A 13,433-nucleotide genomic window follows, 5' to 3' on the forward strand; every position below is an offset into this window, starting at 1 on the left:
GCAAGCACGCTCGGGCCGGGTTTCGGCGGCATCCGCTGAAACCCGGCCCGACACAACAAAAAGATCGAACAAGGTGACTCAAGCATGACGAAAGAAACAGTTCGCACTCTCTCCCGTCGCGCGCCCGTCTGGGTGACGCTCGCCGCGGCGCTGTCGGCCGCCGCGCTGATGCAGGGCTGCGCGACGCGCAGCCACCTCTCCGACGACGGCATGAACGACAAGCTCGTCTTCCCGGCCGCGGACTCGTCGACGTGGACGCACAACGGCACGTTCCCGCTCGTCGAGGCGCTGCGCAAGCTGCGGCCCGGCATGACGAAAGATCAGGTCGCCGGCCTGCTGGGGCGGCCGCACTATTCGGAAGGTTTTTTCCTCGTTCGCGAATGGGACTACCGCCTGAACGTGACGAACGAAGCCGGCGCGCCGCAGTTCGCCTGCCAGCTGAAGGTGCTGTTCAATTCGCACAACGAGGCACGCGGCTACTATCGCAAGTGCGGTGACAACGTCGAGACGCTCGCCGACGGCAAATGGCGCAAGTACGAACCGCCGGTCGAAGTTCATTCGCGCGGTGACGACGTAGAACCCGTCGCGACGACGGCAGCGGCGGTCAACGCCGTTTCGAGCGAAGCGGTGAAGACGGCGCAGATCGACTGACGCCGTATCGACCGAAGAAAACACGAGGCCGGCATTGCGCCGGCCTTTTTCGTCTGGAGCGTCGCTCTCTCAACGCTGCATCGATTCCCACACCTTGTGAAGGCGCTTGACGGAAATCGGCATCGGCGTGCGCAACTCCTGCGCGAAAAGCGATACGCGCAATTCTTCCAACAGCCATCGATATTCGGCGAGCCGCGCATCCGCCACGCCCCCGCGCTGGGCGATCGCGCGCTGATAGTGCTGGGCGAGCGGCTGCAAATCGGCGAAAAGGCGCGCGTCGCGCGACGGGTCGGCTTTCAGCTTGTCGATCCGAAGCGCGATCGCCTTCAGATAACGTGGAAAATGCGCGAGCTGCACATAAGGCGTGTCGATCACGAAACGCTTGCCGATCAGCCCGCTCAATTGCGACTGCATATCGGTGTACGCGGTCCCGAACGACTTCGCCTGCGCCAGCTTCTTCGAGACGCCCGCATATTCGGCCAGGATCTGTCCCGCGAGCCGCGCGATCTCCTGCGCGAGCAACGTGAGACGCCCCTTCCCTTCGTCACGGCGCTTGTGGAAGCTGGCGTCGTCGTCGGGAAGCGGCTCTTGCAGGCACGCGCGATCCAGCGCGGTCTCGATGATCTGGTCGCGCAATTCCTCCAGCGTGCCGAGCGCCATATATTGCAGCGACATCTCGCGCAAGCCCCCGAGATTCTTCTCAAGATACTTGATCGGCTCGCGCAACTGCAGCGCGAAGAGACGCCGCAGACCCGCGCGGTGAATGCGCGCCGCTTCCTCGGGCGAATCGAACACTTCGACATCGCAATGCGTCGCGCGATCGACGAGCGCCGGATAGCCGAACAGCGTCTGCCCGCGACGACGGATTTCCAGCAGTTCGGGCAGCTTGCCGAAATTCCACGTCGTGAGATTTTCGTAGAGCGCGGTGCTCGACGGATCGCTCGACGGCGCCGCCACCGACGTCGAAGGCGCGGCATCGTCGCGCAGATCGAGCGTCGCCGCCGCGAGCTTCTGGAAATGCTGCTGCGCCTGGCCGCCGAGTTCCGCGCGCAACTGCGCGAGATTACGCCCCATCGCGAGCTGACGGCCGTGCTCGTCGATGACCTTGAAGTTCATGAAGAGATGCGCGGGCAGCGTTTCGAGCTTGAAGTCCGCGCTTTTCATCGCGACCTGCGTCTCGCCGCGAACATCGGCGATCAGTGCTTCGAGCAAACCGCCCGCGCCAAACTTCGGCCCGCCGTGACGATCGACGAAACCGGCCGCGAACTCCGGCAGCGGCACCACATGCCGGCGCAGCTTCTGCGGCAGCGACTTCAGCAGCAACTGCGCCTTTTCCTTCAGCATGCCGGGCACGAGCCATTCGGCGCGGCGCGCATCGACCTGATTCAGGCCGTAGAGCGGCACGGTGAGCGTCACGCCGTCGCGCGGCGAACCGGGCTCGAAGTGATACGTGAGCGACATTTCGATGCCCGCCATCGTCATGCGCTTCGGAAACAGGTCCGTCGTGATGCCGGCGGCTTCGTGGCGCATCAGGTCGTCGCGCGACAGGAAGAGCAGCCGCGACTTGCCCGCCTTCTCCTCGTCGCGCTTCTCCTCGTCGCGATACCAGCGCTCGAACGCCGCGCCCGTGTGGATGCCTTGCGGCACGAGCGCGTCGTAGAACGCGTGGATCAGTTCGTCGTCGACGAGCACGTCTTGGCGGCGCGACTTGTGCTCCAATTGCTCGATATCCGCGACGAGCTTGCGGTTGTGCGCGAAGAACGGCAGCCGGGTATCAAATTCACCTTCGACCAGCGCGCCGCGAATGAACATTTCGCGCGCGCGCGCCGGGTCCTGGCTGCCGAAAGACACGCGCCGCCGCGCGTACACGGTGAGCCCGTGCAGCGTCGCGCGCTCGAACGCGACGACCTGCGCCGCCTTCTTCTCCCAATGCGGCTCGGAAAGCGACTTCTTCAGCAAATGCGCGCCAACCTGTTCGAGCCATTCCGGCTCGATCTTCGCGATGGTGCGCGCATACAGGCGGCTCGTCTCGACGAGTTCGCCCGCCATCACCCAGCGCCCCGCCTTCTTCAGGAGCGCCGAGCCCGGCCACAGATAGAACTTGATGCCACGCGCGCCGAGGTAATACGGTTCGTCGTCGGCTTTGAGGCCTACGTTGCCGAGCAAACCCGTCAGGAGCGACAGATGCACCTGTTCGAACGTCGCCTCGGCATCGTTGATCCGCCAGCCGTGCTCCCGCACGACCGTCAGCAACTGCGAATGCACGTCGCGCCATTCTCGCAGACGCATCTGCGACAGGAAGTTCGCGCGGCACGCATCGCCGAGTTGCTTGTTCGACTTCTTGTGCGCGATCGCTTCCTCGAACCACGCCCAGATGCGCGTCCATTGCAGGAACTCGGAGCGCTCGTCGACGAACTTGCGGTGCGCCTGGTCCGCCTGCTCCTGCGCCTCGACCGGCCGGTCGCGCGGGTCCTGCACCGACAGCGCTGACGCGATGATCAGCACCTCGCGCAACGCCTGGTGATCGCGCGCGGCGAGAATCATCCGCCCGACGCGCGGATCGAGCGGCAGGCGCGCGAGTTCGCGGCCGAGCGGCGTCAGCGCGTTGTCGTCATCGACGGCGCCGAGTTCGTTCAGCAGTTGATAGCCGTCGGCGACGGCGCGGCCCGGCGGCGGTTCGATGAACGGGAACGTTTCGATCGCCGTCAGATGCAGCGACTTCATCCGCAAAATGACCGACGCGAGCGACGAGCGCAAAATCTCGGGATCGGTGAAGCGCGTACGCGACTGGAAATCGGCTTCGTCGTAGAGGCGGATGCACACGCCGTCCGCCACGCGCCCGCAGCGGCCCGCGCGCTGGTTCGCCGCCGCCTGCGAAATGCCCTCGATCTGCAGTTGCTCCACCTTGTTGCGATACGAATAGCGCTTCACGCGCGCCATCCCGGTATCGACGACATAGCGGATGCCCGGCACCGTCAGCGACGTTTCCGCGACGTTGGTCGCGAGCACGATACGTCGCGCGTTCGACGGCCGGAACACGCGCTCCTGCTCCGCCGCCGACAGGCGCGCGAAGAGCGGCAAGATTTCCGTATGCGGCGGATGGTGTTTCCTGAGCGCTTCGGCGGCGTCGCGGATCTCGCGCTCGCCGGGCAGGAACACGAGGACGTCGCCGGGGCCTTCGCGGCACAACTCATCGACGGCATCGACGATCGCTTCCATCAGGTCGCGGTCGGTCTCGCGCTGGGTTTTCTGGCGCGACTCCTTCTGCGGCGTGCCCTGCGCGTTCTTCACGGCGGGGCTGTCCTCTTCGACTGGCCGGTAGCGCATTTCCACCGGATACAGCCGCCCGCTCACCTCGATCACCGGCGCGGGCTTCTCGTCGCTGCCGAAATGGCGCGCGAAACGGTCGGCGTCGATGGTCGCGGAGGTCACGATCAGCTTCAGGTCGGGCCGGCGCGGCAGGATTTCCTTCAGATAGCCGAGCAGGAAATCAATATTGAGACTGCGCTCGTGCGCCTCGTCGATGATGATCGTGTCGTAGGCCTTGAGCAGCGGATCGGTTTGCGTTTCGGCGAGCAAAATGCCGTCCGTCATGAGTTTGACCGACGCGCCGGGCGCGAGATTGTCGGTGAAACGCACCTTGTAGCCGACCACTTCGCCGAACGGCGTGCCGAGTTCCTCCGCGATTCGACGCCCTGTCGCCGATGCCGCGATCCGGCGCGGCTGCGTATGGCCGATCAGGCCCGAACCGCCGGCGCCGAGGCCGCGTCCGAGCGCGAGACAGATTTTCGGCAACTGCGTGGTCTTGCCGGAGCCCGTCTCGCCGCTCACGATCACGACCTGATTCGCCTCGATGGCGCGTGCGATTTCCTCGCGGCGTCCAGAGACCGGCAGCGCTTCGGGGAATGTGATCGGCGGGATCGGGTTCGGTTCGACCGCCGCTCGTTCGCGGCGCGGGGTGGCGGGTTTCTGCGCTCGCGTTTCGTCCGAAGCCAGGGGCGCGCGCGGTCGTGACGGATCGCGCGCGGCGGGTTGGGACGGCGTATCGGCGGCTCGCGCTTTCGGGCGGGTTTCGTCTGTCGTGCGCGGTGCGCGCGGTTGGGTCGGGCGTTCCGTAGCGCGCGGCGGCACGCGACGCTCGGCGCGTTGCGGCGCATCGCCGGGGGCGCTTTCCTTGGCGGAGGCTCGACGCGCGCGTGGTCGTCCGTCTTCTGGATGGGCTTCGGCCGGGACTTTCGGTGTGTCGCCGCGCGCAGCCGGCTTTGCTGTTCCGCCGTTCGCGCGCTCGTTCGCATGCGCTGCTGCGCGTTGCTGCGCGCCGACATTCTGCTGTTTCTTATTAGGGCGCGGAACGTCAGCTGCCCGGCTTCGCGATTCGCCGGAACGCGCCGGCGGCGTCTGCACGGCCTGCCGCTCGCCGCTGCTCGCGGGCTTCGCCACCGCGCCCGCGTTCCCCGACGTCCCCGCAAACCGCCGCGCCGCCGCCTCCTTCTTGCTGCGCGCCCGGCTCGCTTCGTCGTCGCCAGCGCCCGGCGGACGTGGCGCACCATCGCGCAACAGATTTTCACGCAGCTTTTTCAACTGCTCCTGAGGGTCGAGCTTGTCCCCGTCGACGGGGCGTTTGGAAACATTCGGCATAGCGTCGCATTATAATCCGGGCATGAATTCTCAAACCGACCTCCCCACCGCGCCGTCGCCGGTTGCAGCCGAACCGGAAACGCCCCAGATCTCCGACGTGGACGCCAAGCACGCCCAGTTCGTCGAATGGATGCGTTCCGTCGCGCCGTACATCCACGCGTTCCGCAACAAGACGTTCGTCGTCGCGTTCGGCGGCGAGCTGGTGCAGGAAGGCCGGCTCAACGCGCTCGTGCAGGACGTCGGTCTCCTGCACGCGATGGGCATCCACGTCGTCCTCGTCCACGGCTCGCGGCCGCAGGTCGAAGAGCAGTTGCGGCTGCACGGCGTCGAGTCGTCGTTTTCGCACGGGCTGCGCATCACCGATGCGCGCGCGCTCGAATCCGCGAAGGAAGCCGCCGGCGAAGTGCGCCTCGACATCGAAGCCGCGATCAGCCAGGGCTTGCCGAACACGCCGATGGCGCATGCGCACATCAGCGTCGTGTCGGGCAATTTCGTGACGGCGCGGCCGGTCGGCATTCTGGATGGCGTCGATTTCCAGCACACGGGCGTCGTGCGCAAGATCGACGGCGATTCGGTGCGCCAGTCGCTCGCGAGCAACAAACTCGTATTGCTCTCGCCGCTCGGTTTTTCGCCGACGGGCGAAGCGTTCAACCTGTCGATGGAAGACGTGGCGTCGGCCGCCGCGATCGCGCTGCGCGCCGACAAGATCATCTTCCTGACCGAAACGCCGGGTCTCGTCGATGAAAACGGCGATCTGGTGCGCGAAATGTCGCTCGACGACGCCTATCGTCTGCACGAAGGCGGCGAATTGCAGGGCGACGCCGCGTTCTACCTGAAGCACACGATCCGCGCGTGCCGCGGCGGCGTGGCGCGGGCGCACATCATTCCCTACGCGCTCGACGGCAGCGTGCTGCTCGAACTCTTCCTGCACGACGGCGTCGGCACGATGATCTCCTACGAGAACCTCGAGAGCCTGCGCGAGGCGACGCCGGACGACGTCGGCGGCATTCTCACGCTGATCGAGCCGCTCGAATCGGACGGCACGCTGGTGCGGCGCGGGCGCCACCAGATCGAACGCGACATCGACCACTTCTCGGTCATCGAGCACGATGGCGTGCTGTTCGGCTGCGCGGCGCTCTATCCGTACACGCAGGAGCGCATCGGCGAGATGGCGTGTCTCACGGTCGCGCCCGAGGCGCAAGGTTCCGGCGACGGCGAGCGGCTCTTGAAACGCGTCGAACAGCGCGCGCGGGCGCGCGGCCTCACGCACATCTTTGTGCTGACGACGCGCACCGAGCACTGGTTCCTCAAACGCGGTTTCGTGAAAGCCACCGTCGACGACCTGCCCGAAGACCGGCGCCGTCTCTATAACTGGCAACGCAAGTCGCTCGTATTGAAGAAGCAGCTTTAACTCACCACATTCGGGCGGCCGCAGGTAACGACCACGACCGCGACGCCCCGCTACCCCGACTTGAGGAGAAACACACGATGGCCCGAATGGTTCAATGCGCGAAGCTCGGCAAGGAAGCCGAAGGACTCGACTTTCCGCCGCTGCCGGGCGAACTCGGCAAGCGGATCTACGAGACAGTCTCGAAAGAGGCGTGGCAGGGCTGGCTAAAGCAGCAGACCATGCTGATCAACGAAAACCGCCTGAACATGGCCGATCCGCGCGCGCGCCAGTATTTGCTCAAGCAGACCGAGAAATATTTCTTCGGCGAAGGCGCCGATACCGCGTCGGGTTACGTGCCGCCGCAAAGCTGAAAGCGCGCACGGCAACCTTCCAAAACCGACCCCTCGCGGTCGGTTTTTTCTTGGGCGAACGCCACGTTGAACGAACGCCCAGGAATCGCCGCAATCCTTTATGAGATAAGGGATTCGAGACTTTTTGATATAGCCCGAAAGCCCGGCGGTTTGCGCTTCATCCGTCATCGTGTTACTATCTACTTCGTTCAAACAGCAATTCACCCTGATTCACGCGCACGCGCCTCGGCAATCATAATGCCCGACACGCTGCGATTCGTGACTGTTTCATACAAAAAGGCTCGACGGTCCTGATCTGCGCCGGCCTTTTTCGTATTCAATTTTTTACCGTCGACGAGGCGGCCTACACCGCGGCAACTCCCGGGTTCGCCGTCCGCTTCGTCAAAATCGCGCTGTTTTCGTTGAGTGCACTTTCGCGACCCTCGCCGCGATGCACCGGCTTTGGCATTGTCTTCGTCGCCGCGTGTTTGCGCGGTGAGCGTGACGGCCAAGCCCTGCGGCGACACCCACGACCGCGCCACCCGCCTTCGGCACCGTCGCGAAACTGCACTTCGGAATGGCGCTTTCCTGGCAATCCGCGCCCCATCGGGCGCGCCGGCCGCGTTGTCGACCACGCTTCAAGGTTCACGACGCACCGCCGGCATTGAACAAGGAGAACTCCTACCCATGTCCGCCCTACACGAAGTACGCGACGGCCTTTGGCGCAAAAGCGACCATCGCGATCATCATGACCGGCAAGCCCAGCCGACTCTCGACGACATCACCATCGTCGATCAATCGCTCCTGAAGCGCGCGGTCGGCGCCATGGCGATCGGCAACGCGATGGAATGGTTCGATTTCGGCGTCTACAGCTACATCGCCGTGACGCTCGGCAAAGTGTTCTTCCCGTCGAGCAATCCGACCGCGCAGCTGCTCGCCACCTTCGGCACGTTCGCCGCGGCGTTTCTCGTGCGTCCGCTCGGCGGCATGGTGTTCGGCCCGCTCGGCGACCGCATCGGCAGAAAGCGCGTCCTCGCGATGACGATGATCATGATGGCGATCGGCACATTCTGTATCGGCCTGATTCCGAGCTACGGCTCGATCGGCATCTTCGCGCCGATCCTCCTGCTCGTCGCGCGTCTGCTGCAAGGCTTCTCGACGGGCGGCGAATACGGCGGCGCGGCGACCTTCATCGCCGAATTCTCGCCGGACAAGAAGCGCGGCTTCATGTCGAGCTTCCTCGAATTCGGCACGCTGGTCGGCTATGTGCTCGGCGCGGGCGTCGTCGCGGTGCTGACGGCCACGCTCTCGCAAGAGTCCCTGCTCTCGTGGGGCTGGCGCATTCCGTTTCTCGTCGCCGGGCCGCTCGGGCTGATCGGGCTCTACATCCGGATGAAGCTCGAAGAGACACCCGCGTTCCAGCGCGAAGCCGACAAGCGCGAATCCGAAGCGCACGCGACGCCCAAGCAGCAGTTCCGCGACACGCTGATGGAGCAGTGGAAGCCGATGCTGCAATGTATCGGCCTCGTGCTGATCTTCAACGTGACCGACTACATGGCGCTGTCGTACCTGCCGAGCTATCTCTCGGCGACGCTCAAGTTCAACGAGACGCATGGTCTCTTCATCGTGCTCGTCGTGATGGTGCTGATGATGCCGATGACGCTGTTCGCGGGGCACCTGTCGGACAAGATCGGCCGCAAGCCCGTGATGCTCGCGGGTTGCGTGGGTCTTCTGGTGCTGGCGATTCCGGCGCTCGAACTGATCCGCATGGGCACGATCCTGCCGATCTTCAGCGGCATGCTGATCCTCGGCGTGATGCTGTCGTGCTTTACGGGTGTGATGCCGTCGTCGCTGCCGGCGCTCTTTCCGACCAAGATCCGCTACGGCGCGCTCGCCATCGGCTTCAACGTCTCGGTGTCGCTCTTCGGCGGGACGACGCCGCTCGTGACCGCGTGGCTCGTCGATGCCACCGGCAACCTGATGATGCCCGCGTATTACCTGATGGGCGCGTCGGTGATCGGGATCGTGTCGGTGCTCGCGCTGCACGAGACCGCGAGGAAGCCGCTGAAGGGCTCGCCGCCCGCTGTCGGCTCGCGTGCGGAAGCGCATGCGGTGCTGCGCGGCGCGCGCGAAGCCGCCGCGATGGATGACGAGCGGTTTCCGGAAGGCGCGGTGCGGGCTTGACCGACGGCTGATAACTGCTTGATTCATGCGAAGCCGGCGCGAGAGATCGCGCCGGCTTTTTTGCGTCCGGTTCTCGTGTGCGTCGCTAGTCGATCAGCGGCACGATGCGCGTGTCGATGTGGCCGTTTTCGATCGTGAGTAGCCCCACCGTGACGGGCAATTTGAAGCGCCGCGGACCCGCGCTGCCCGGATTCACGAACAGCACGCCGGCGCGCAGTTCGACGAGCGGCTTGTGCGAATGCCCCGTCACGACGACGTCGATCCCCGCGAGATCGCGCGGCACGTCGGCGATATCGTGGACGACGAAAATCTTCGCCCCGCCGATGTCGAGCGTCGTGTGTTCCGGCAACTCGTCGATGCGCTCACCCGAATCGTTGTTGCCACGCACGACTGTGATCGGCGCGAGGGCCGCGAGCGTATCGAGGACCGCCGGACGGCAGATATCGCCCGCGTGGACGATGTGCTCGCAGCCTACGAGCGCCGCGAGCGCTTCAGGGCGCACGAGATTGTGCGTATCCGAAATCAGGCCGATGCGGATGGCGGAAGGCATGTTGGCAACCCGTTGACGATCAGGCATCGAGCCTAGCACGCTTGCGTGGCCTCAACTGAATTCTTGCAGAATTCGCAAGAATGATTCGCGAATCGACCGCTTAAACGTTGTTAATCAACTATCTACAATGCAATCACTGGCTGGCGAACAAGGATGTTCACAGCAAAGAAAACACCATCTGGAGGTAATCAATCATGAAATCGCTTATTCAAGCCGTTGTTGTCGCTGCCGCCCTCGCTGCTCCGGTGGCTTCGTTCGCTCAGTCGAACGCACCGCTGACCCGCGCTCAGGTCCGCGCCGAACTCGTGCAACTGGAAAAGGCCGGCTACAACCCGAACGCAAGCGATGCGAACTATCCCGCGAACCTGCAGGCCGCACAATCGCGCGTGATCGCTCAGAACGACGTCGTGCAGTCGAGCTACGGCGCATCGGCCAGCGGCTCCGCACAGTCGGGCCGCGTGACGACGCCGGCTACGGCTCAGCCGGTGTATTTCGGTCAGTAAATCGAAGACGGCGCGGCGAACGGTGTGTCGAGGTCGGCATCGTTCGAATCATCGCCTCAGGCATGAAACGAGGCTCGTTCCCGCGAACGAGCCTCGCTCTGTTGAATAAAGACCTCCGCCGCCGGCCTTGCCGGCGGTTTTTGCCCAGTTCTCGTTGGAGTTTTGGGCTCTTTTTGTGTCTGGAGGCCCGTGCGCGGAACCGGCCGCTTCGAAATCGCCGGGCACGCGTCCCGCCTGATGTCCCGACTTGGGCGGTTTTTGCCCCGCGGCGCCGCGATGGTAGAATCGCGTCCGCCCTGCCGGGGTGATGAAATTGGTAAACATAGCGGACTTAAAATCCGCCGCCTCACGGCTTGCCGGTTCAAGTCCGGTCCCCGGCACCAGACGAATGAAGCCCGGCGAATCTCAGGCCGCGGCAACCGCCTTCCCTTCACCTCCCCGCGCCATCAAACCGCCCTAAGCAACCTCTCCGCGTCCCTCACCGCATCGAACAGCGCTTCGATCGCCGTATCGCGGTCGATGATGCAGACATGCTCGATGTTGAACGGCAGCGCATCGACGTCGACGAACCGCACGGTGCCTTCGAAGCAGGCGCGGCCTCTGCCGGTGCGAACGGACGCGATGTAGTTGGGGGTGATGTAAAGCGCAACGGGCGTCATGGCGGACCTCCTGTCTCGACGACTCCATCTGTGCCGAAAGTGTAGACAGATCGCCTTGGCGCGAGCACCCCCGTTGCGCGGGGAAACCGCACCCCCGGTTCGCTGCCAGTCCATCCATCGCGCACGAGGCGCGACTGGGACAGACGGCCAGGCAAACCCGCCACGCGCCCCGCCGCGTTTCGGTAAGCTTGCAGCTACGCACGCGCCACTTCGGGGGACATCGCCATGCTGCTCGCGCAAATCAGCGACCTGCATCTCACTGCGCCGGGCACGCTGGCTTATGGCCGGATCGATACCGCGGCGCATCTTGCGCGCTGCGTCGACACGCTCAACACGCTCGATCGGCGACCCGACGCCGTGCTCATCACGGGCGACCTCGCCAACGACGGTCATCCCGACGCCTACCGCCATCTGCGCGCGCTGCTCGCCCCGCTCGCGATGCCGTGGTATCCGATGGTCGGCAATCACGACGACCGCGACGCCCTGCGCGCGGTCTTCCCCGAACGAAAGGAACTGTCGGCGGGCGGCGAATTCATCCAGTACGCCTTCGACATCGAAGGCGTGCGCGTCATCGCGCTCGACACGATGAACCCCGGCAGCGACGCCGGCCGCCTCTGCGACGCGCGCCTCGCATGGCTCGCAGAGGAACTCGACCGCGCTCGCGCGATGCCGGTTCTGATCGCGCTGCATCATCCGCCGTTCGCGACGGGCATCCGTTTCATGGACGACGTCCGGCTCGACCCCGCCGACAGCGCGCGCCTCGAAACTCTCGTGCGCGCGCATCCGAACGTGGAGCGCGTGCTGTGCGGACACATGCACCGGACGATCGTCGCGCGCTTCGGCGGCACGATCGCGTGGTGCGCGCCATCGACCGCGCATCAGGTCGCACTCGAACTGCGCGACGACGGCCCGGCTGCCTACGTGATGGAGCCGCCCGGCTTCGCACTGCATCTGCACACGCAAGAACGCGGACTCGTCACGCATTACCTCAGCGTCGACCAGGGCGACGGCCCGCGGCGCTTCGACGAGCAGGACTAGAGCGTCTCCAGTATGATCGGCGGCTCGGCTGAAGGGCGCCGCTGTAGGCGAGAGCCTGCGCAAGCGTCTCCGGCCGCTCATCAGGAACCGCGAGGCCGCACGCCTCGCCACTCGAACAGCACACGACCATGTCCTCGCCCATGCCCGCACCGGAGCACCGAACAGATCACGGAAGAGATCACCGAAACGAGCGCCATCCGCACTACTCGCGCGCGACGCTGTGGCTCCTCGCGACGATCGCGGGCATCTCGGTCGCGAACATCTACTTCAATCAGCCGCTGCTCGACGACTTCCGCGCGTCGTTTCCCGGCAGCGCGTGGCTGATCGGCGCGGTGCCGGCGGCGACGCAGCTCGGCTACGCGATCGGCATGTTCTTTCTCGCGCCGCTCGGCGACCGCTTCGACCGGCGTCTTCTCATCCTGATCCAGCTTGCGGCGCTCGGCATCGCGCTCGTCGTCGCGACGGCGGCGCCGACGCTCGCGGTGCTGATCGCGGCGAGCCTCGCGATCGGCGTGGTCGCAACGATCGCGCAGCAAGCCGTGCCGTTTGCCGCCGAACTCGCGCCGGCCGCCGAACGGGGCCATGCCGTCGGCACCGTAATGAGCGGCCTGCTGCTCGGCATCCTGCTCGCGCGCACGGTCTCGGGCATCGTCGCGCAGTACTTCGGCTGGCGCGCGGTGTTCGGCGCGTCGGTCGTGGCGACGATCGTGCTGGCCGTCGTCGTCATCGCCCGGCTGCCGAAGAGCCGGCCGACCTCGACCCTGCCCTACACGAAGCTGCTCGGCTCGATGTGGCATCTCGTCGCCGAGCATCGCGGATTGCGCGAAGCCTCGCTGACAGGCGGCGCGATGTTCGCGGCGTTCAGCATCTTCTGGTCGGTGCTCACGCTGTTGCTCGCGGGCGAACCGTTCCACATGGGTCCGCAGGCGGCGGGCCTGTTCGGCATCGTCGGCGCGGCGGGCGCGCTCGCGGCGCCGCTCGCCGGCAAGTCGGCCGACCGGCGCGGGCCGCGCGCGGTGATCTCGCTGTCGATCGCGCTCGTCGCCATTTCGTTCGTCGTGTTCGCGTTTTCGGCGCGCAGCATCGCGGGGCTCGTGATTGGCGTGATCGTGCTGGATATCGGCGTGCAGGCCGCGCAGATTTCGAACCAGTCGCGCATCTACGCACTCGCGCCGGAAGCGCGCAGCCGCGTGAACACGGTGTACATGGTCGCGTACTTCATCGGCGGGGCGCTCGGGTCGGCGGTGGCGTCGCTCGCGTGGCACGCGTTCGGCTGGACCGGCGTCTCGCTGGCGGGACTGGCCGCGGTCGGTCTGGCTGCATGGAGCCATCGGCGCAGGCGCGTCGGCGCGGCGTCGCAGGCGGGTTAGCTCGGCGCGCGCTTACGCCAGTCTTGGCGGCGTTTCAGCTTTCGCGGCTCGCTGCCGGCGTCCCGGCGAACGTCTGTGCGACCTGCTTTCGGGATTCGCC

Annotated in this window: 11 protein-coding genes and 1 tRNA gene; 8 read left to right on the forward strand and 4 right to left on the reverse strand. The window is 65.5% G+C overall.

From position 1 onward, the window contains the following. Positions 1 to 84 precede the first annotated feature (84 nt). Positions 85 to 651, forward strand: coding sequence for an outer membrane protein assembly factor BamE (locus tag AWB66_RS03530; RefSeq protein ID WP_087628899.1), 567 nt, complete (start codon positions 85 to 87; stop codon positions 649 to 651). Positions 652 to 720: 69 nt separating this feature from the next. Here AWB66_RS03530 and hrpA read toward each other — a convergent pair whose 3' ends face one another. Further along, on the reverse strand, positions 721 to 5,232 hold the full coding sequence (gene hrpA / locus AWB66_RS03535; RefSeq protein WP_235020972.1) for an ATP-dependent RNA helicase HrpA: 4,512 nt from the start codon (positions 5,230 to 5,232) through the stop codon (positions 721 to 723). Positions 5,233 to 5,311: 79 nt separating this feature from the next. On the opposite strand from hrpA, the gene argA reads away from it, so the two are divergent. Continuing rightward, positions 5,312 to 6,700 carry an amino-acid N-acetyltransferase gene (argA, locus tag AWB66_RS03540; protein ID WP_087628901.1) on the forward strand — a complete coding sequence of 463 codons (1,389 nt, stop codon included), beginning with the start codon at positions 5,312 to 5,314 and terminating at the stop codon, positions 6,698 to 6,700. Between the two features lie 77 nt (positions 6,701 to 6,777). Beyond that, positions 6,778 to 7,050, forward strand: a complete 273-nt coding sequence (locus AWB66_RS03545) for an oxidative damage protection protein (protein WP_062636188.1) — start codon at positions 6,778 to 6,780, stop codon at positions 7,048 to 7,050. A 200-nt stretch (positions 7,051 to 7,250) separates the two neighbouring features. Here AWB66_RS03545 and AWB66_RS32785 read toward each other — a convergent pair whose 3' ends face one another. Further along, positions 7,251 to 7,541, reverse strand: coding sequence for a hypothetical protein (locus tag AWB66_RS32785; RefSeq protein WP_125469655.1), 291 nt, complete (start codon positions 7,539 to 7,541; stop codon positions 7,251 to 7,253). Between the two features lie 175 nt (positions 7,542 to 7,716). Between AWB66_RS32785 and proP the strand changes: the two genes are divergently transcribed. Continuing rightward, a complete protein-coding gene (gene proP, locus AWB66_RS03550) occupies positions 7,717 to 9,213 on the forward strand; it encodes a glycine betaine/L-proline transporter ProP (protein ID WP_087628902.1) in 1,497 nt (498 codons plus the stop codon). Positions 9,214 to 9,298: 85 nt separating this feature from the next. On the opposite strand, the gene AWB66_RS03555 is transcribed toward proP, so the two are convergent. Further along, entirely contained in the window at positions 9,299 to 9,763 is a 465-nt protein-coding gene (locus tag AWB66_RS03555) for a metallophosphoesterase family protein (RefSeq protein WP_087628903.1), read from the reverse strand. A 194-nt stretch (positions 9,764 to 9,957) separates the two neighbouring features. Here AWB66_RS03555 and AWB66_RS03560 point away from each other — a divergent pair, with 194 nt between their 5' ends. Beyond that, on the forward strand, positions 9,958 to 10,266 hold the full coding sequence (locus tag AWB66_RS03560; protein ID WP_087628904.1) for a DUF4148 domain-containing protein: 309 nt from the start codon (positions 9,958 to 9,960) through the stop codon (positions 10,264 to 10,266). 298 nt (positions 10,267 to 10,564) lie between these two features. Beyond that, positions 10,565 to 10,649 (forward strand) — tRNA-Leu (locus AWB66_RS03565). A 63-nt stretch (positions 10,650 to 10,712) separates the two neighbouring features. On the opposite strand, the gene AWB66_RS03570 is transcribed toward AWB66_RS03565, so the two are convergent. Further along, positions 10,713 to 10,925, reverse strand: coding sequence for a hypothetical protein (locus AWB66_RS03570; RefSeq protein WP_087628905.1), 213 nt, complete (start codon positions 10,923 to 10,925; stop codon positions 10,713 to 10,715). Positions 10,926 to 11,150: 225 nt separating this feature from the next. Here AWB66_RS03570 and AWB66_RS03575 point away from each other — a divergent pair, with 225 nt between their 5' ends. Then, on the forward strand, positions 11,151 to 11,963 hold the full coding sequence (locus tag AWB66_RS03575) for a phosphodiesterase (RefSeq protein WP_087628906.1): 813 nt from the start codon (positions 11,151 to 11,153) through the stop codon (positions 11,961 to 11,963). 140 nt (positions 11,964 to 12,103) lie between these two features. Beyond that, on the forward strand, positions 12,104 to 13,333 hold the full coding sequence (locus tag AWB66_RS03580) for an MFS transporter (protein WP_235020984.1): 1,230 nt from the start codon (positions 12,104 to 12,106) through the stop codon (positions 13,331 to 13,333). Positions 13,334 to 13,433 lie beyond the last annotated feature (100 nt).

Source organism: Caballeronia telluris, from assembly GCF_001544495.1.
GTDB classification, from domain to species: domain Bacteria; phylum Pseudomonadota; class Gammaproteobacteria; order Burkholderiales; family Burkholderiaceae; genus Caballeronia; species Caballeronia telluris.